Annotated in this window: 21 protein-coding genes; 13 read left to right on the forward strand and 8 right to left on the reverse strand. The window is 55.7% G+C overall.

Going from position 1 to position 18,662, the window contains the following annotated elements:
* Positions 1–49 precede the first annotated feature (49 nt).
* Positions 50–1,735, reverse strand: coding sequence for an aspartate:alanine antiporter (locus tag EAE_RS15110; protein ID WP_015704851.1), 1,686 nt, complete (start codon positions 1,733–1,735; stop codon positions 50–52).
* 266 nt (positions 1,736–2,001) lie between these two features.
* On the opposite strand from EAE_RS15110, the gene EAE_RS15115 reads away from it, so the two are divergent.
* A complete protein-coding gene (locus tag EAE_RS15115; protein WP_015367534.1) occupies positions 2,002–2,385 on the forward strand; it encodes an inner membrane protein YbjM in 384 nt (127 codons plus the stop codon).
* Between the two features lie 6 nt (positions 2,386–2,391).
* Here the strand turns inward: EAE_RS15115 and EAE_RS15120 are convergent, their stop codons facing one another.
* On the reverse strand, positions 2,392–2,655 hold the full coding sequence (locus EAE_RS15120; RefSeq protein WP_015367533.1) for a GrxA family glutaredoxin: 264 nt from the start codon (positions 2,653–2,655) through the stop codon (positions 2,392–2,394).
* 191 nt (positions 2,656–2,846) lie between these two features.
* Here EAE_RS15120 and EAE_RS15125 point away from each other — a divergent pair, with 191 nt between their 5' ends.
* The 12 genes from EAE_RS15125 to EAE_RS15180 all read left to right on the forward strand — a co-directional run bounded on the left by EAE_RS15125 (position 2,847) and on the right by EAE_RS15180 (position 13,996).
* Positions 2,847–3,137: a YbjC family protein gene (locus EAE_RS15125; RefSeq protein WP_015704852.1), complete on the forward strand. Its 291-nt coding sequence runs from the start codon at positions 2,847–2,849 to the stop codon at positions 3,135–3,137.
* Positions 3,121–3,843 carry a nitroreductase NfsA gene (gene nfsA / locus EAE_RS15130; protein WP_015704853.1) on the forward strand — a complete coding sequence of 241 codons (723 nt, stop codon included), beginning with the start codon at positions 3,121–3,123 and terminating at the stop codon, positions 3,841–3,843. Before EAE_RS15125 ends, nfsA begins: the two co-directional genes overlap by 17 nt.
* A 66-nt stretch (positions 3,844–3,909) precedes the next feature.
* On the forward strand, positions 3,910–4,812 hold the full coding sequence (gene rimK / locus EAE_RS15135; RefSeq protein WP_015704854.1) for a 30S ribosomal protein S6--L-glutamate ligase: 903 nt from the start codon (positions 3,910–3,912) through the stop codon (positions 4,810–4,812).
* Positions 4,813–4,900: 88 nt separating this feature from the next.
* Positions 4,901–5,386, forward strand: coding sequence for a type III secretion system chaperone family protein (locus tag EAE_RS15140; protein WP_015367528.1), 486 nt, complete (start codon positions 4,901–4,903; stop codon positions 5,384–5,386).
* A 330-nt stretch (positions 5,387–5,716) separates the two neighbouring features.
* On the forward strand, positions 5,717–6,829 hold the full coding sequence (potF, locus tag EAE_RS15145; RefSeq protein WP_015367527.1) for a spermidine/putrescine ABC transporter substrate-binding protein PotF: 1,113 nt from the start codon (positions 5,717–5,719) through the stop codon (positions 6,827–6,829).
* A 123-nt stretch (positions 6,830–6,952) separates the two neighbouring features.
* Positions 6,953–8,086, forward strand: coding sequence for a putrescine ABC transporter ATP-binding subunit PotG (gene potG / locus EAE_RS15150; protein WP_015367526.1), 1,134 nt, complete (start codon positions 6,953–6,955; stop codon positions 8,084–8,086).
* 10 nt (positions 8,087–8,096) lie between these two features.
* Positions 8,097–9,050, forward strand: a complete 954-nt coding sequence (potH, locus tag EAE_RS15155; RefSeq protein ID WP_015367525.1) for a putrescine ABC transporter permease PotH — start codon at positions 8,097–8,099, stop codon at positions 9,048–9,050.
* Positions 9,047–9,892: a putrescine ABC transporter permease PotI gene (gene potI, locus EAE_RS15160; protein WP_015367524.1), complete on the forward strand. Its 846-nt coding sequence runs from the start codon at positions 9,047–9,049 to the stop codon at positions 9,890–9,892. The genes potH and potI overlap by 4 nt, the downstream gene beginning before the upstream one ends.
* A gap of 182 nt (positions 9,893–10,074) precedes the next feature.
* Positions 10,075–10,563 carry a YbjO family protein gene (locus tag EAE_RS15165; protein WP_015704855.1) on the forward strand — a complete coding sequence of 163 codons (489 nt, stop codon included), beginning with the start codon at positions 10,075–10,077 and terminating at the stop codon, positions 10,561–10,563.
* 42 nt (positions 10,564–10,605) lie between these two features.
* Positions 10,606–11,733: a 23S rRNA (uracil(747)-C(5))-methyltransferase RlmC gene (rlmC, locus tag EAE_RS15170; RefSeq protein ID WP_015704856.1), complete on the forward strand. Its 1,128-nt coding sequence runs from the start codon at positions 10,606–10,608 to the stop codon at positions 11,731–11,733.
* Positions 11,734–11,810: 77 nt separating this feature from the next.
* Positions 11,811–12,527, forward strand: coding sequence for a response regulator transcription factor (locus EAE_RS15175; RefSeq protein ID WP_015704857.1), 717 nt, complete (start codon positions 11,811–11,813; stop codon positions 12,525–12,527).
* Positions 12,524–13,996, forward strand: a complete 1,473-nt coding sequence (locus tag EAE_RS15180; protein WP_015704858.1) for a sensor histidine kinase — start codon at positions 12,524–12,526, stop codon at positions 13,994–13,996. The genes EAE_RS15175 and EAE_RS15180 overlap by 4 nt, the downstream gene beginning before the upstream one ends.
* A 62-nt stretch (positions 13,997–14,058) precedes the next feature.
* Here the strand turns inward: EAE_RS15180 and artJ are convergent, their stop codons facing one another.
* The 6 genes from artJ to EAE_RS15210 all read right to left on the reverse strand — a co-directional run bounded on the left by artJ (position 14,059) and on the right by EAE_RS15210 (position 18,582).
* Positions 14,059–14,790 carry an arginine ABC transporter substrate-binding protein ArtJ gene (gene artJ, locus EAE_RS15185; protein ID WP_015367519.1) on the reverse strand — a complete coding sequence of 244 codons (732 nt, stop codon included), beginning with the start codon at positions 14,788–14,790 and terminating at the stop codon, positions 14,059–14,061.
* Between the two features lie 179 nt (positions 14,791–14,969).
* The gene (artM, locus tag EAE_RS15190; protein ID WP_015704859.1) at positions 14,970–15,638 is read right to left on the reverse strand and encodes an arginine ABC transporter permease ArtM; all 669 of its coding nucleotides are present in this window, start codon (positions 15,636–15,638) and stop codon (positions 14,970–14,972) included.
* The gene (artQ, locus tag EAE_RS15195) at positions 15,638–16,354 is read right to left on the reverse strand and encodes an arginine ABC transporter permease ArtQ (protein WP_015367517.1); all 717 of its coding nucleotides are present in this window, start codon (positions 16,352–16,354) and stop codon (positions 15,638–15,640) included. The genes artM and artQ overlap by 1 nt, the downstream gene beginning before the upstream one ends.
* Positions 16,355–16,360: 6 nt before the next feature.
* The gene (gene artI, locus EAE_RS15200; RefSeq protein ID WP_015367516.1) at positions 16,361–17,092 is read right to left on the reverse strand and encodes an arginine ABC transporter substrate-binding protein ArtI; all 732 of its coding nucleotides are present in this window, start codon (positions 17,090–17,092) and stop codon (positions 16,361–16,363) included.
* 19 nt (positions 17,093–17,111) lie between these two features.
* Positions 17,112–17,840 (reverse strand): arginine ABC transporter ATP-binding protein ArtP, encoded by a 729-nt coding sequence (gene artP / locus EAE_RS15205; protein WP_015367515.1) that lies wholly within the window; start codon positions 17,838–17,840, stop codon positions 17,112–17,114.
* A 226-nt stretch (positions 17,841–18,066) separates the two neighbouring features.
* Positions 18,067–18,582, reverse strand: a complete 516-nt coding sequence (locus EAE_RS15210) for a lipoprotein (RefSeq protein WP_015704860.1) — start codon at positions 18,580–18,582, stop codon at positions 18,067–18,069.
* Positions 18,583–18,662: the final 80 nt, after the last annotated feature.

Raw genomic sequence — 18,662 nt, forward strand, 5'->3', positions numbered from 1 at the left:
TGTTCATCACCGATTTTTTTGCGAAAAAGTTAAAAATTGTCGGCCGGGGCTAGCCAAGGCCCGGCCAGATGATGACGATCAGCGTACCGGCAAGGGTGAGCAGCACGTTGGCGATAGCGTAAGTGCCAGCATAGCCGAGTGCGGGAATGTTGCTGCGCGCGGTATCGCTGATAATTTCCATCGCCGGGGCGCAGGTGCGCGCGCCCATCATCGCGCCGAACAGCATCGCGCGGTTCATGCGTAGCACATAGGCGCCGAACAGGAAGCAGATCACCACCGGCACCAGGCTGACGATAAGACCGGCAGCCAGCATTTGCCCGCCAATGGCGCCCAGACCGTTATTAATACCCGCGCCGGCGCTCAGGCCGACCCCGGCCATAAACACCATCAGACCGAACTCCTTAACCATGTTCAATGCGCCCTGCGGGATATAGCCGAAGGTCGGATGGTTGGCGCGCAGGAAGCCAAGCATAATGCCGGCGAACAGCAGGCCGGCGGCGTTACCGATGCCGAAGCTGAACGAGCTGAACTGGAAAGTGATCATGCCGATCATCAGGCCGACGATAAAGAAGGCGCAGAAAGCCAGCAGATCGGTCACCTGGCTGTGAATCGAAATAAAGCCGATGCGGTCAGCGACGGTTTTTACGCGGCGGGCGTCGCCGCTCACCTGCAGCACGTCGCCTTTATTGAGCACCACGTTATCGTCGATTGGCATCTCAATCTGGCTGCGGATCACCCGGTTTAAGAAACAGCCGTGATCGGTCAGCTTCAGCTGCGCCAGGCGGCGGCCGACGGCGTTATGATTCTTAACCACAATCTCTTCGGTGACGATACGCATATCGAGCAGGTCGCGGTCAAACACCTCTTTACCGTTACGGAAGCTTGGGTCGAGGCGGGCATGGGCGTCCGGGTAGCCAACCAGCGCGATATCGTCGCCCATCTGCAGTACCGCGTCGCCATCCGGGTTCGCCAGGATACCGTTACGACGAATACGCTCGATATAGCAGCCGGTCTGGCGGTAAATTCCCAGCTCACGAAGATTTTTGCCGTCCGCCCACGCGACCAATTCCGGGCCGACGCGGTAGGCGCGGATAACCGGCAGATAGACTTTACGCTTGGAGTCGGTATCCAGACCGCGCTCGCGGGCGATCTGCTGGGCGCTGGTCTGCAGATCCTGATGCTGCAGCTTCGGCATATAGCGCGCGCCGACGATCAGGCTCACCAGGCCAACCAGGTAAGTCAGGGCGTAACCCAGGCTCAGGTGGTCAAGCGACTGCGCCAGCTGATCGCTGGGCAGGCCAAAGTGGCGTAGGGTATCGCCAGCGCCCACCAGCACCGGGGTGGAGGTCATAGCGCCCGCCAGCATCCCGGCGGTCAGGCCGATGTCCCAGCCAAACAATTTGCCCAGCCCCATAGCGATTAACATCGCGCTGGCCACCATCACCAGCGCCAGCATCAGATAGTTTTTGCCGTCGCGGAAAAAAATCGAAAAAAAGTTGGGGCCCGCTTCGACGCCGACGCAGAAAATAAACAGCATAAAGCCAAGATTTAGCGCATCTGTGTTAATGGCGAAGTGCTGCTGACCTAATAATAAAGAAACGACTAAAACGCCAATGGAATTACCAAGTTGTACTGACCCGAGGCGAAGTTTCCCCAGGCAAAGACCCAGTGCGAGTACAACAAACAATAACAGGATGTAATTCCCGTTTAACAAATCTGCGACGTTTATATTCACGAAAGCCAACTTCTCGTTTACTAGTAAGTTGTTGAAGGAAATGGTTTTTTGGTCTAAGGTTGCTCAAGCGTTCGCACTATGCCGAACGTTATTCTGGCATCCCGTTAATACCGATAAAACAGTGCCGCTAGTTTAATCTTTCCTGGTTGCTGCGGCTAGTCACAATCGTTTTACTCTGGCGGGAGCGTTATAAGCATGGACTGCCAGAATGCTATTTCTGACTGGATGAAGTGAAAGATAGTTAGAGGCGAAATCAGGAGGATGTCGTGAAATCTGAGCGCGCGTGGGCCGGTATAATTTGTGGGTTCTTTCTGTTTATTGTGGTCTGTTTATCGCTGTTGCTGCATATGAAAGGGGCTTTTCGGCAAACGGGCAACCCCGAGCTTGGACTGCTGTTCTTTGTGCTACCTGGCGCCGTGGCGAGCTGTTTATCCCCCGGAAGGCGCGTCATACGTCCGCTGATTGGCGCCATGCTGGCGGCACCGGTTTGTCTGGTGGTGATGCGGATGTTCTTTATTACTCATCGATCGTTTTGGCAGGAACTGGCGTGGCTTTTTAGCGCGGTCTTCTGGTGCGCGCTCGGGGCGCTATGCTTTTTATTTATTTGCGTCTGGCTGGACGCCAGACGCAGGCACTCAACGGAAGAGTGAAGTCTCTCAGGCAAACAGGCCGAGATTTTCCTTCGCCCAGGCTTCGAAATCCGTGCAGCCGCCGATGTGTTTCTGATCGACGAAAATCTGCGGTACGGTTTCTACCGGCTTACCGACGGTTTTTTCCAGATCGGCTTTGCTGATGCCTTCCGCGTGGATATCAATGTAGCGATAGCTGAAGTCATCGCGCTCGGTGCTCAGTTTCTCAGCCAGTTCTTTAGCGCGAACGCAGTACGGGCAACCTGGGCGACCAAAAATAACGGTAAACATGCTTCTCTCCTTAAATCTCAGCCGGATGGCGAATGTGGCTATGATGCCGCGTTCCGTTAGCAAGGGGAAGAAGGTTTTACCTTTTATAGCGATGGTTGCGGGTTATGCTTGATCAATATCATCTGCTGCAAGACCCTATACAGATGCGCCAGCGATGCGCTGTGCGCGGCATGAGTATATTGAGGAGCGTTATGCGATCGCCTGCCGCATTACCCAAAAGTATTCTGATTGTTGAGCTCGTCGGCATGGCGCTGCTGACGTTGGCCTGGCTGTCATTAAACCAGTATGTTCAACTGCATGCGCCATTTGCCAGCCCGACGGCGGCGCTCATCATGATCTTTGCCGGGATCCTGCTGATGATCCCGGCGGCGATAGCCTTAATGTGGCGAATAGCGAAAATTGTCGCGCCGCAGTTGACCGATAATAAGACCTCATCTTCTACCCCGTCCGAACGAGAAAAACACCATGACGCCGACCATTGATCTGCTGCGTAACCACCGTTCCATCCGCCATTTTACCGACGCGCCGATTAGCGACCAACAGCGTGAGGCGATCATTGCCGGGGCGCAAGGGGCTTCCAGCTCCAGCTTTTTACAATGTACCTCGATTATTCGCATTACCGACCCGCAGATGCGTGAGCAGCTGGTTGAGTTGACCGGCGGCCAGCAGCACGTGGCGCAGGCAGCGGAGTTTTGGGTATTCTGCGCCGATTTCAACCGCCACCTGCAAATTTGCCCGCAAGCGCAGTTGGGACTGGCTGAACAGCTGCTGCTGGGCGTTGTCGACACCGCGCTAATGGCGCAGAATGCCTTAATCGCCGCGGAATCCCTGGGATTAGGCGGCGTCTATATTGGCGGCCTGCGTAATAACATTGACGCGGTAACCGAGCTGCTGCAGCTGCCGAAACACGTGTTGCCGCTGTTTGGCCTGTGCCTTGGCTGGCCTGCTGACGACCCGCAGGTTAAGCCGCGTATTCCGCCTGCGATGCTGGTGCATGAGAATCACTACCAACCGCTTGATCAACAGGTGCTGGCGCAGTATGACGAACAGCTGGCGGACTATTATCTGACGCGCGGCAGCAATACCCGCCGCGATACCTGGAGCGATCATATCCGCCGCACCATCATCAAAGAGAGCCGGCCGTTTATTCTCGATTATTTGCATAAACAGGGCTGGGCAACGCGCTGATTCCCTATACACTTCAACCTGCAAACGCAGAGTGCTGGCCGCCAGTTATTTTCTAAGAGGTGTTGGGTGAAAATCGCTATATTATCCCGGGATGGAACGCTTTATTCTTGCCGCCGCTTGCGTGAAGCCGCGCAAAAACGCGGGCATCAGGTCGAGATCCTCGATCCGCTCTCCTGCTATATGAGCGTCAGCCCGGTTGCCTCCTCGATTCACTACAAAGGGCGACAGTTGCCCCATTTTGATGCAGTCATTCCGCGTATTGGCACGGCGATCACCTATTACGGCACCGCCGCGCTGCGGCAGTTCGAACTGCTGGGCAGCTATCCGCTAAACGAGTCGGTGGCGATTACCCGCGCCCGCGATAAGCTGCGCTCGCTGCAGTTGCTGGCGCGTCAGGGAATCGATCTACCGGTCACCGGTATTGCTCACTCGCCGGACGACACCAGCGATCTGATCGCCATGGTCGGCGGCGCGCCGCTGGTGGTGAAGTTAGTGGAGGGGACGCAGGGGATCGGTGTGGTGCTGGCGGAAACGCGACAGGCGGCGGAAAGCGTGATTGACGCCTTCCGGGGCCTCAATGCGCACATTCTGGTGCAAGAATATATCGCTGAGGCAAAAGGGTGCGATATCCGCTGCCTGGTGGTTGGCGATGAGGTGGTGGCGGCGATTGAACGGCGGGCGAAGGAGGGCGATTTTCGCTCTAACCTGCACCGCGGCGGCGTCGCCACTACGGCCATGCTTAGCGATCAGGAGCGGGAGATGGCGATTAAAGCGGCGCAAACGCTGGGTCTGGACGTGGCAGGCGTGGATATCCTGCGCGCCCACCGCGGCCCGCTGGTGATGGAAGTTAACGCCTCGCCGGGGCTGGAAGGGATTGAAACCACCACTCACGTCGATATTGCCGGGCGGATGATCGCGTGGATCGAACGTCAGGCCACGCCTGGATATTGTCTAAAAATGGGAGGGTAGCGTCACTTCGTTATCCTTTCATGGAATGCGACGCATTTTTTGCGTAAGCTATGCGTCGTTTTTTATCCAGCAAGAGGTCACAGGCACTATGGATTCACTGGTCGTTCCGGGTCTTGATACATTACGTCATTGGCTCGACGAGTTAGGCATCAGTTTTTTTGAGTGCGACTCCTGCCAGGCGTTGCACCTGCCGCATATGCAGAATTTCGACGGTATTTTCGATGCCAAAATCGACCTGCTGGACAACGTGGTGTTGTTTTCGGCGCTGGCGGAAGTGAAGCCCTCTGCGCTGCTGCCGCTGTCGGCGGATCTGTCGGCGATTAACGCCAGTTCGCTGACCGTAAAAGCGTTCCTTGATATTCAGGATGATAACCTGCCGAAGCTGGTGGTCTGCCAGGCGCTGCCCGTTGGCGCGGGCGTCACTCTCGAACAGTTTGCCTGGTTCTTCCGCCAGAGCGAAGAGCAGGTCTCGATGGTCATTCTGGAAGCCGGTGCCAATCAACTGCTGTATAAAGCGGAAGAGCAGGAAGAAGAGGCCGCAGCCGAAGAAGTGCAATACCATTTTCTGCACTAATTAATAAAAGCAGCCGCTGCGATGGCGGTTGCTTATTTATTCTGTCTCAAACCCGTCTTTAAAGAATTATTCACTGCTGTTTTAGCGCTTCGCTTTTATCTCGTAGACCTTTATTGGCTGGAAATATGATCCAGGGCGTTTTTTTGCCTGGGCTATATCCTCTTATTCTGGCTACAGTTATTCTGGCGAGGCGTCCATTTGCGGGCAGCCAATCAGGGAGAGGTTTCCTCTCCTTATCTCAGGCAATGAAAAATATGCATGATTCTTGCATGCGTTCAGGTTCGTCTATTGCGTCCGTGAATTAACGGGCCTTGAGAAGGAAACAGAGATATGACCGCCTTGGGTAAAAAATGGTTAACAGGTGTGATTACGGGTGCGCTGATGGCCGTTTCTGCCGGCTCGCTCGCAGCGGAACAAAAAACGCTGCACGTTTATAACTGGTCTGATTATATTGCGCCGGACACGGTTGCCAATTTTGAAAAAGAGACCGGTATTAAAGTGGTGTATGACGTATTCGATTCCAACGAAGTGCTGGAAGGTAAATTAATGGCCGGCAGCACCGGGTTTGATCTGGTGGTGCCGTCGGCAAGCTTCCTTGAACGCCAGCTGGCGGCCGGGGTATTCCAACCGCTGGATAAAAGCAAACTGCCGAACTGGAAAAACCTCGACCCGAAAGTTTTACAACTGGTGGCGCGTCACGATCCCGATAATAAATATGCGATGCCATACATGTGGGCGACCACCGGCATCGGCTATAACGTCGATAAAGTGAAAGCGGCGCTGGGTAAAGACGTTCCGTTGAACAGCTGGGATCTGGTGCTTAAGCCGGAAAACCTTGAGAAGCTGAAAAGCTGCGGCGTCTCCTTCCTTGATGCCCCCGAAGAGATTTTCTCGACGGTGCTGAACTATCTCGGCAAAGATCCAAACAGCACCAAAGCCGATGATTACACCGGACCGGCAACCGATCTGCTGCTGAAGCTGCGGCCCAATATCCGTTACTTCCACTCTTCGCAATATATCAATGACCTGGCAAACGGTGATATTTGCGTCGCTATCGGCTGGGCGGGCGATGTCTGGCAGGCGGCGAATCGCGCGAAAGAGGCGAAGAATGGCGTCAATATCTCCTACTTTATTCCGAAAGAGGGGGCGCTGGCCTTCTTTGATGTCTTCGCCATGCCGGCGGATGCCAAAAATAAAGACGAAGCCTATCAGTTCCTGAACTATCTGCTGCGCCCGGAGGTCATCGCCCATATCAGCGATCACGTCTACTACGCTAACGCTAACAAAGAGGCGACGCCGCTGGTCAGTGCCGACATCCGCAACAACCCGGCGATTTACCCGCCTGAGGATGTCTTCGCCAAGCTGTTCACCCTCAAGGTGCAGGATCCGAAGATTGACCGCGTGCGCACCCGCGCGTGGACCAAAGTGAAAAGCGGAAAATAACGCCATCAGGCCCGGTACGCCGGGCCTGTAAAGGTCTGGCCTGCTGTTCGCTGGCGGACATAGAACTGAAGAATGTATGGCAACCGGGCCATACGGTGATTGTATTTGCCGGAGAGCACCCGAGTGAATGACGCAATGCCCCGCCCACAGGCGAAAGCCCCCAAAGCGCTGACCCCGCTGCTGGAAATCCGTAATTTAACCAAATCCTTCGATGGGCAACACGCCGTCGATGATGTCAACCTCACTATTTATAAAGGCGAAATCTTTGCCTTACTGGGCGCGTCCGGCTGCGGGAAATCGACGCTGCTACGTATGCTGGCAGGTTTTGAGTTGCCCACCGCCGGGCAGATTGTGCTGGATGGCGTCGACCTGGCGCGCGTGCCGCCGTACCAGCGGCCGATCAATATGATGTTCCAGTCTTACGCGCTATTTCCCCACATGACGGTGGAGCAAAATATCGCCTTTGGTCTTAAGCAGGACAAGCTGCCAAAGGCGGAGATTAACGCCCGCGTCCAGGAGATGCTGGCGTTGGTGCATATGCAGGAGTTCGCCAAACGCAAGCCGCACCAGCTTTCCGGCGGCCAACGTCAGCGCGTGGCGCTGGCGCGAAGCCTGGCGAAGCGGCCGAAATTACTGCTGCTTGATGAACCGATGGGCGCATTGGATAAAAAACTACGCGACCGGATGCAGCTTGAGGTAGTGGATATTCTTGAGCGCGTCGGCGTCACCTGCGTGATGGTCACCCATGACCAGGAAGAGGCGATGACCATGGCGGGCCGTATCGCCATCATGAACCGCGGTAAGTTCGTGCAGATCGGCGAGCCGGAGGAGATCTATGAACATCCGACGACCCGCTATAGCGCCGAGTTTATCGGCTCGGTAAACGTCTTCGAAGGGCTGGTCAAAGAGCGGCTGGAAGATGGCCTGGTACTGAATGCGCCGGGGCTGGTGCATCCGCTGAAAGTCGATCCGGATGCCTCGGTGGTGGATAACGTGCCGGTCTGGGTGGCGCTGCGTCCGGAGAAAATCATGCTCTGCGACGAACCGCCGGCAGACGGCTTTAACTTTGCGGTAGGCGAGGTTATCCATATTGCCTACCTCGGCGATCTGTCTATCTATCATGTCCGTCTGAAAAGCGGGCAGATGATCAGCGCGCAGCTGCAAAATGAGCATCGCCATCGGAAAGGAATGCCGACCTGGGGTGATGAGGTTCGCTTGTGCTGGGATGCCGATAGCTGCGTTGTTCTGACGGTGTAAGGAGAGGGCGATGAGCACATTAGAACCTCCAGCCGGCGGCAAAAAGCCCGGCGGTTTTGCCCTGTGGCTGGCGCGCCAGCAGATGGCCCATGGGCGTAAGCTGGTGATTGCGCTGCCGTATCTGTGGTTAATCCTGCTGTTTTTACTGCCATTCCTGATCGTTTTTAAAATCAGTCTGGCCGAAATGGCGCGGGCGATCCCGCCCTATACCGAGTTACTGTCGTGGGCCGACGGTCAACTGACGTTGACGCTCAACCTCGGCAACTTCCTGCAGTTGACCGACGATCCGCTGTACTTTGAGGCTTATCTGCAGTCGTTGCAGGTGGCGGCAATTTCCACCTTTTGCTGTCTGCTATTGGGCTATCCGCTGGCGTGGGCGGTGGCGCATAGCAAGCCGTCGACGCGCAATATCCTGCTGCTGTTGGTTATATTACCTTCGTGGACCTCGTTCCTCATTCGCGTTTACGCCTGGATGGGGCTGCTGAAAAGCAACGGGGTGCTCAATAACTTCCTGTTGTGGCTCGGAGTTATCGATCAACCGCTGGAGATTTTGCATACCAATCTGGCGGTGTACATCGGTATCGTTTACGCCTACCTGCCGTTCATGGTGCTGCCGATTTATACCGCGCTGACGCGTATCGACTATTCGCTGGTGGAAGCGTCGCTGGATCTCGGCGCCAGGCCGTTAAAGACCTTCTTCCAGGTGATTGTTCCGTTAACGAAAGGCGGCATTATCGCCGGCTCGATGCTGGTGTTTATTCCGGCGGTGGGCGAGTTCGTCATCCCGGAACTGCTCGGCGGCCCCGACAGCATTATGATTGGCCGCGTGCTGTGGCAGGAGTTCTTTAATAACCGCGACTGGCCGGTAGCATCGGCGGTGGCGATTGTGATGTTGCTGTTGCTGATCGTGCCGATCATGTGGTTCCACAAGCATCAGCAAAAACAGATGGGGGATCATGGATGAATGACTTACCGGTAGTACGTTCGCCATGGCGGATTCTGATCCTCGTGCTCGGTTTTACCTTCCTGTATGCGCCGATGCTGATGCTGGTTATCTATTCATTTAACAGTTCGAAGCTGGTGACGGTATGGGCGGGGTGGTCGACGCGCTGGTATAGCGAGCTGTTTCATGATGACGCGATGATGAGCGCGGTGGGGTTAAGCCTGACCATTGCCGCCTGCGCGGCGACGGCGGCGGCGATCCTTGGCACGATTGCCGCGGTGGTGCTGGTGCGTTTTGGCCGTTTTCGCGGTTCCAACGGTTTTGCTTTTATGATCACCGCGCCGCTGGTGATGCCCGATGTGATTACCGGGCTGTCGCTGCTGCTGCTGTTTGTCGCGCTGGGGCATTCCATCGGCTGGCCATCGGATCGTGGCATGTTGACGATATGGCTGGCGCATGTCACCTTCTGTACCGCCTACGTGGCGGTGGTGATCTCTTCACGTCTGCGCGAGCTGGACAGGTCAATCGAAGAGGCGGCGATGGATCTTGGCGCCGCGCCGCTGAAGGTGTTTTTCGTGATAACCTTGCCGATGATTATGCCCGCGGTCATTTCCGGATGGTTGCTGGCGTTTACCTTGTCGCTTGATGACCTGGTGATTGCCAGCTTCGTTTCCGGACCAGGGGCGACGACGCTGCCGATGCTGGTCTTCTCCAGCGTGCGGATGGGCGTTAACCCGGAAATTAACGCCCTGGCGACCTTAATCCTCGGTGTGGTGGGAATTGTCGGTTTTATCGCCTGGTATTTAATGGCTCGCGCAGAAAAGCAGCGAGTGCGTGATATCCAGCGTGCAAGAAGGGGCTGAACCCCCTATACCCGTCATACTTCAAGCTGCATGTGCGTTGGCCGCGTTTGTTCACCCCAGTCACTTACTAGAGTAAGCTCCTGGGGATTCACTCACTTGCCGCCTTCCTGCAACTCGAATTATTTAGGGTATAATCTCTGCAATAGAGTTAACATTGGCGCCGCACTCGTGGCGCCGTTTTCATGGATGACTTTACGTTGGGATTGTTTACAAAAACTCGATCGTCTCATGCTCGTCTTAACGTCCCTGCGCTGGTACAGGTGGCGGCCTTTGCTATTATCTTAATTCGCGGTCTTGACCTGTTAATGATCCTCAATCAGCTTGGCGTGCAGGGGATTGCCGATTTTGTCCATCGTAGCGTGCAAACCTGGGCCCTGACGCTGGTGTTTCTGGCGAGCCTGGCGCTGGTGTTTATCGAGATCTGGTGCGCCTTTTCGCTGGTGAAAGGCCGTAACTGGGCGCGCTGGCTCTACCTGTTGACGCAAATTATCGTCATCTCTTATCTGTGGGCGGCCTCGATTGGCTACGGCTATCCAGAACTGTTCAGCGTGGCCGGGGAGTCAAAGCGGGAAATTCTCCATGCGCTGTTTCTGCAGAAGCTGCCGGATCTGCTGGTGCTGGCGCTATTGTTTATCCCTGCGTCGTGCCGACGGTTTTTCCGCTTGCAATAACGGTGATACAATCCCCGCCCCGGTTTTCTTGAAGGTCTTCTTATGCATTGCGCACTTTACGACGCGGGCCGCTGCCGTTCTTGTCAGTGGCTGGAATTGCCATTGACGCAACAGCTCGCCGATAAAATGGCTAACCTGCGCGAACTGCTGGCGGGTCATCCAGCGGCGACATGGCTTGCTCCGGTTTCAGGTCCGGAGACGGCGTTTCGCAACAAAGCGAAAATGGTCGTAAGCGGTAGCGTAGAGCGCCCGCTGCTAGGCATGCTGCACCGCGATGGCACGCCGGAAGATCTCACCGATTGTCCGCTGTATCCGCCGAGTTTTGAACCGGTTTTCGCCGCGCTGAAGCCGTTTATCGCCCGCGCCGGACTCACCCCCTATAACGTTGCCCGCAAGCGCGGCGAACTGAAGTATTTGCTGCTGACAGAAAGCCAGCACGGCGGCATGATGTTGCGTTTCGTTCTGCGCTCTGCGGCAAAGCTTGAACAGTTGCGCGCCGCGCTGCCGTGGTTACAGCAGCAGTTGCCGCAGCTAAAGGTGATTACCGCCAATATTCAGCCCGTGCATATGGCTATCATGGAAGGGGAGCAGGAGATTTTCCTCAGCGATCAACAGGCGCTGGCGGAGAACTTTAACGGCGTACCGCTGTGGATCCGCCCGCAAAGCTTTTTCCAGACCAACCCGACGGTGGCGAGCCAGCTCTATGCTACCGCCCGCGACTGGGTACGCGCGCTGCCGGTCAACCACATGTGGGATCTGTTTTGCGGCGTCGGCGGTTTCGGCCTGCACTGCGCAACCCCGCAGATGCGCCTTACCGGTATCGAAATCGCCCCGGAAGCCATCGCCTGCGCGAAGCAATCCGCGGCCCAATTGGGATTAACCAATCTTCATTTTCAGGCGCTGGATTCCACGCAATTCGCGACGCATGAAGACGATATTCCACAGCTTGTGCTGGTCAACCCGCCGCGGCGCGGCATCGGCGCCGAACTGTGCGATTATCTAAGCCGCATGGCGCCGCCGTATATCATTTATTCGAGCTGTAACGCCCGGACGATGGCCGCAGATATTGATCGTCTGCAGGGCTATCGCCTTGAGCGAGTGCAGTTGTTCGATATGTTTCCACATACCGCGCATTATGAAGTGCTGACGCTGCTGGTTCGTGAAGTTTAAACAAAATGTGAACTCTTTAAGCGGCTGAAATCGGGTAAGCTTTATGAAACGAGCGTGAAATTCGTGGAGCGAATCTGATGAGTAAAAAAATCCTGCTGGTGGAAGATGATGATGATATTGCGGCTTTGTTGCGCCTGAATCTGCAGGATGAAGGGTACCAAATCGTGCACGAGGCGGACGGCGCGCAGGCGCTGCGCCAGCTGGATAACGGCGTCTGGGATGCGGTGATTCTTGACCTGATGTTGCCCAACGTCGACGGGCTGGAGATTTGCCGTCGCATCCGTCAGCAAACGCGCTATCTACCGGTGATTATTATTAGCGCCCGTTCGAGCGAAACCCAGCGCGTGCAGGGGCTGGAAATGGGGGCCGATGATTATCTGGCGAAACCTTTTTCTCTGCTGGAGCTGATTGCCCGGGTGAAGGCGGTTTTCCGCCGTCAGGAAGCGATGGGACAAAATCTCTTGATGGATGCCGGACGTATCGCCTGCCACGGCCTGAATATCGACCCGCTGTCCCGGGAGGTCAGGCTGCGCGGTGAACTGGTTGACCTCACGCCGCGCGAATTCGATCTGCTCTATTACTTTGCCCGCCATCCCGGTGAAGTTTTTTCGCGTCTGGCGCTGCTGGATAGCGTCTGGGGCTATCAGCATGAAGGCTACGAACATACGGTCAACACGCATATTAATCGTCTGCGTACGAAAATAGAGCGCGACCCGGCAGAGCCGGACATTATTCTTACCGTCTGGGGGAAGGGGTATAAATTTGCGCCCTATAGCGCCGGGGCGCAGTCATGATCCGCCGACTCAGCCTCAGCCAGCGGTTATCGTTGGTGTTTATCGCCTTGCTGCTGCTGTGTGCGCTGTCCGTTTGTCTACTCCAGCTCTATAGCAGCGCGCAGTACGGTAACGTCATGGTACAACGGCTTTCAGCCGGTCTGGCGCAGCAGATCGCCGCCCGCGAGCCGCTGCTCAACGCGCGCGGCGAGGTCGATCGCGCGGCGTTGAAACCACTATTCGACCGTCTGATGGTGTTTAACCCAAGCGTCGAGCTGTACCTCGTTTCGCCGGATGGCGAGCTGCTGGCGGATGCCGCGCCGCCGGGGCACATTAAACGCCAGCGCATTGCCATGGCGCCGGTGCAGGCGTTTCTCTCCGGCGGCGCGTGGCCAATTTATGGTGACGATCCGCGCAGCATGGACCAGCAAAAAGTGTTTAGCGCCGCGCCGCTGCGCCTTGACGGCCAGCTACGTGGCTATCTCTACATTATCCTGCAGGGCGAAACTTTTAATGAACTGGCACAAAACGCCTGGCAGAAGACGCTGTGGAGCCTGCTGCTATGGACCCTGCTGCTGGTGGCGCTGTTTGGCCTGTTGGCCGGCGGCCTGGCGTGGTATTGGGTAACACGCCCGGTACGCCAGCTGACGGCGCAGGTGGCAGCCGGAGACAGCGACAGCATTCGAGCAATCAAAGCGCTGGCGGCGCAGGCGCCGGACCCGCATCCCGGAAATGAAGTGGCGCTGCTGCATAACCGCTTTATCGAACTGGCGCAGCAGATCGCCGGGCAATGGGATCGGCTGGCTGATAGCGATCGTCAGCGCCGGGAATTTATTGCCAATATTTCGCATGACCTGCGCACGCCGCTCACTTCGCTGCTGGGATATCTGGAGACGTTATCGCTAAAGGATGATCGCCTGACGGCGCAGGAGCGTAAGCAGTATCTGAATATCGCGCTACGCCAGGGAAATAAAGTTCGTCATCTGTCGCAGCAGCTATTTGAGCTGGCACGCCTTGAACATGGCGGTATTAAGCCGCAGCCGGAAAAGTTTATCCTTGCCGAGCTGATTCAGGACGTGGCGCAAAAATTCGATCTGGCGATTGCCACCCGCGAAATCCGTCTGCGCCTGGAATTGGCGTCAGGCTTGCCTTTGGTTGAGGCAGACCTCTCGATGATGGAGCGGGTATTAACCAATCTGCTGGATAACGCCATTCGCCATACTCCGCACGGGGGCGAAATTCGTCTCTCCTCGCGCCAGCAGGGGGCACAGGTGGTGGTCGAGGTGGCCGATAGCGGCCCGGGCGTCGCCGGTGAGTTACGGGCCAATCTGTTTGAGCGGCCATCGGTACTGGAACCGGGGCAGCAGAGCGCCTCACGGGGCGGGCTGGGGTTGATGATTGTTCGCCGGATGCTGCAACTGCACGGGGGGGAAATTCGCCTGCTGGAAGTACCGGCAGGGGCCTGTTTCCAGTTTACCCTGCCGCTGTGAGGGGGGTCGTTACCGATAGACCCGGCTCAGGCGGCTGCGCCGTAAGCCGGGAAGCGTAGATCTTACTCCGGGAACCACTGGTTGCTAATTTTCTGGTAGGTTCCGTCAGCTTTAATCGCTTTCAGCGCTGCGTTCAGTTTTTCCAGCAGCGCTTTATTATCCGGGCGCACCGCAATGCCGAGGCCGGTACCGAAATACTGCGGATCGGTCACTTTCGGCGTCGCCGCGCCTAACTGCGGGTTGGTCTTCAGCCATTCGTTGACCACCGCGGTATCGCCGAAGACGCCGTCGATACGGCCGTTTTTCAGGTCGATAATGGCATTCTGGTAGCTATCGTAAGCGACGGTTTTGACTTCCGGGTGCTTATCCTGCAGGTATTTCTGGTGCGTGGTGCCGTTTTCCATGCCGATACGCTTACCTTTCAGGTCATCAAAAGAGTGGTACGCGTCTTTTTTGGCGATTACCAGCGCCGAGTTGGCGTAGTACGGGTCGGTAAACGCGACCTGTTTGCTACGCTCAGGCGTGATGTCCATGCCGGAGATCACCGCATCATACTTTTTAAATTTTAGCGCCGGGATCAGGCTGTCGAAAGCGTGGTTGGTAAAAGTACAGTCGGCCTGCATTTGCTTACACAGCGCTTTGGCCAGATCAAGATCGAAACCGACAATCTGGTTATTCGCATCCATGGATTCAAATGGCGGATAGGTCGCGGAAACGCCAAAGCTGATTTTTTCCGCGGCAGCGGCGCCAAAGGCGAAAGAGCTAAGCAGTGCGGCCAGAACTAACTTTTTCATAGTGGGACTCCCGTCGGTCAATCTTATGATGTTGTGCCGGTTTACGGCTGAAGTTCACAATGCCACCAAATGAATTTATATGCAATAAAGTTGTATGTTTATTTTATTGGTTATAAAAAAAACGGGTAAGCATTAGCACTTACCCGTTTCATATATTACTGTTTATGCATTTCGTGATGTTAGTTACGACGTTCGAAGGCCAGCGCTTTTCTTTCCACCAGACGCATCAGCAGCGTCAGCAGGCCGTTCACCACCAGATAAATGATACCGGCTGCGCCGAAGACCATCACGTCATAGGTGCGCCCGTACAGCAGCTGGCCATGACCCATCACTTCCATCAGCGTGATGGTGTAAGCCAGCGAGGTGCTTTTAAAGACCAACACCACTTCGTTCGAGTACGAGGAGAGGGCGCGTTTAAAAGCATACGGTAGCAGAATCGCCAGCGTATCCTTCTTGCTCATCCCCAGCGCGCTGCAGGACTGCCACTGGCCGTCCGGAATGGCGCGGATGGCGCCGTAGAACAGCTGGGTAGTATAAGCCGCGCTGTTTAACGATAAGGCGATCAGCGCGCACAGCCAGGGCTCAGAAATCAGATGCCACAGCACCGGGTAATTCTGCAATGACGGGAACTGTCCTGGCCCGTAGTAGATCAGGAAGATCTGCACCAGCAGCGGCGTCCCGGTAAACAGGGTGATATAACCGCGGACGATCCACACCACCACCGGCGTTTTTAACGTCAGGACGATGGTAAAGATCAGCGCCAGGATCAGCGCCACGACGATCGATGCCGCGGTCAGCGTCAGGCTAGTATGCAGCCCTTTCAGCAGTTCGGGTAAGTAATCGAGCATCAACCTGGTCTCCGTTCGAAGCGCGTCGCACGCTGGTCAATACGCTTGAGGATGTATTGACTCAACAGGGTGATGACGAGATAAATCGCTGCCGCAATGATGTACCAGTTAAACGGCTCCTGAGTACGGGTAGCAATACTTTTGGTTTGCAGCATCAGGTCGTTGACGCTGATAAGGCTGACCAGCGCGGTATCCTTCAGCAGCACCAGCCACTGGTTGCCCAGACCCGGCAGAGCATGGCGCCACATCTGCGGCATCACCAGGCGAAAGAATATCGCCGCCTTCGACAAACCCAGCGCTTGTCCGGATTCCCACTGCCCCTGCGGCACCGCTTTCAAGGCGCCGCGCAGGGTCTGCGAGGCATAGGCGGCATACAGTAGGGAAAGCGCAATGGCGCCGCAGAGGAACGGGCTGACGTCGAAATTCTCAATTTGCATCTGTACCGGAATCTGCACAAACCCAAGATTAAGAGTAAAACCGTCAGACAGCGTCAGCAGCAGCTGTGAGGAACCAAAGTAGATAAACAGCACCACCAGGATTTCCGGTAGGCCGCGTAAAATCGTCACGATGCCGGTCGCCAACCATGCCACAGGGCGCCATTTCACCGACTCCAGAACGGCGAAAAGCATCGCCAGCACCAGGCCGATGACCAGCGCGCAAACGGCAAGGCCGACGGTCATCCCGGCGGCGCTTGCTAATGGAAAAAATTCGTTCATTCAGCGTTACTTCTGGAACCATTTGCTATAGATGGTCTGGTACGTCCCATCTTTCTTCACTTTTTCCAGCGCAGCGTTAAATTTCTGCTGCAGCTCGGTATTGCCCTGACGAACCGCAATGCCGAGGCCGGTACCGAAGTAGTCTTTATCCGTCACTTTATCACCCACCGGCGCCAGCTTCGGATTGCTCTTCAGCCATTCGGTCACTACCGCCGTGTCGCCGAAGACGGCGTCAATGCGGCCGTTTTGCAGATCCAGTTTGGCATTCTGGTAGCTGTCATAAGGAACGGTGGTGATTTCAGGATGCTTATCAGTGATGAATTTCTGATGGGTAGTACCGTTCTGCACGCCAACTTTCTTGCCTTTCAACTGGTCAATGCCGGTGAACTTACCCTGCTGGCCGACAAACAGCGCCGAGTTTTCATAATACGGGGTGCTGAACAGCACCTGTTTTTCACGCTCAGGGGTGATATCCATACCGGCCATGACGGCGTCGAAGCGGCGGAATTTCAGCCCTGGGATCAGGCTATCGAAAGCCTGGTTAGTAAAGGTGCAGGTCGCGTCCATCTCTTTACACAGCGCGTTAGCCAGATCGACGTCAAAGCCGACGATTTTGTTGTTGGCGTCTACCAGCTCAAACGGAGGGTAGGAGGCCTCGGTGGCGAAACGGATAGTCTGGGCTGCGGTAGCGGAAAGGCTCATGCCCGCGAGCAGAGCGGCAATCAGTACTTTTTTCATCGTTATTTCCCCGAAAACATCAATGTGAAAGATAGTTTTTAAAGGCGTCGGTTTGCGGATGCGCGAAGCAGTTAGCATCCCCTTGCTCAACGATATGCCCGTTTTCCATATACACCACGCGGCTGGCGGTTTTACGCGCCACTTCCACTTCGTGGGTAACGATAACCTGGGTGATTCCGGTTTCCGCCAGTTCGCGAATGATGCTGACGATCTGGGCGGTGATTTCCGGATCCAACGCGGCGGTGGGTTCATCAAACAGCAGCACCTGTGGCTCCATCATCAGCGCGCGGGCAATCGCTACGCGCTGCTGTTGACCGCCTGACAGATGCAGCGGATAGCGGTCGCTGTAAGGTTTAAGGCGTAAACGCTCAAGTAGTTTTTCGGCGCGCGCCAGCGCCTGATCTTTGGTTAAGCCCAGCACGCGGCACGGGGCTTCGATCAGGTTTTGCACCACGGTCAGGTGTGGCCACAGGTTGTACTGCTGGAAGACCATCCCGACATTCTGGCGCAGCTCGCGAATAGCTTTGTCAGACGGCGCTTTGGTGAAGTCGAATTGATTACCGGCGATGTTTAAGGTACCGGAACGCGGCATCTCCAGCAGGTTGAGTACGCGAAGCAGCGAGCTTTTACCGGCGCCGCTTGGGCCGAGGAGCACCAGCGTTTCCCCCTGCGGGCAATCCAGCGTGATGTCGAACAGCGCCTGGTGCGCGCCGTAGAAGCAATTAATGCCGTTTAGTTTAATACTCATCTGGGCAGTCTGATACAAATAGCTATTGAGGCCGCAAATAGTACCTTTGACAGAATAGTTATGCAATATTTATGCGTTAAAAGTTAAATGTAAACCACATTTATCACTAAAGTTAGCACAAAATATGGGTTCGTGTGGTAGGGGGGAACAAATGTCGGCATTACCACACGGAATACCGACATTTTACCGGGGTTATCGTTTCAGCGGGGTGGCTTTAACGCCGAAATTAGCGTTTCTCAAGACTCTGACGCAGCGAGCCGGCCGGAGCGTGGCTGTTTATGCCGAGGTAGCGGACATCGTCAACCGCCCAGCACTGGCCTTCCTGAATCATCAGCACTTCATCTTTCCAGCTCTGGGTTCCCTGTTTTAATTCAACGCGCAGCGGAATATTGCGTGCATCGCGGTTCGGGATGGTTGAGGCGCTGGCGACGTCGGCGCTATCCGCCGGGGTGGAACTGCTGGAGAATGGATTTGATTGCAGTAGCCCGTTACGCGATGGGTCCTGACGAGCGTCGTTCAGCAGTTTAGCCAAATCGTCGCTCAGATACGGGCGCAGCGCGGTGAGATCGTTATTACGATGCTGGATTTGATAATCATAGAACTGCTGCGCTACCTCGTCCGGGCCGCCCTCGATGCAGGAACCGCTGCGGGTGCCGTTGTCTTTATAAGCCGGGGTCACGGTGGTACAGGCGCTCAGCGCCAGTGCGCAAGGCAAAACAAGTGCAAGAATGTTGTAGCGCATGATGATTTCCTTATGAACTCACTACGTTGTTAGATTCTGCTAAAGCATAGCGTAAGCGCGACAATTGTACTTGACGCAAA

This window comes from Klebsiella aerogenes KCTC 2190, assembly GCF_000215745.1.
Classification (GTDB): domain Bacteria; phylum Pseudomonadota; class Gammaproteobacteria; order Enterobacterales; family Enterobacteriaceae; genus Klebsiella; species Klebsiella aerogenes.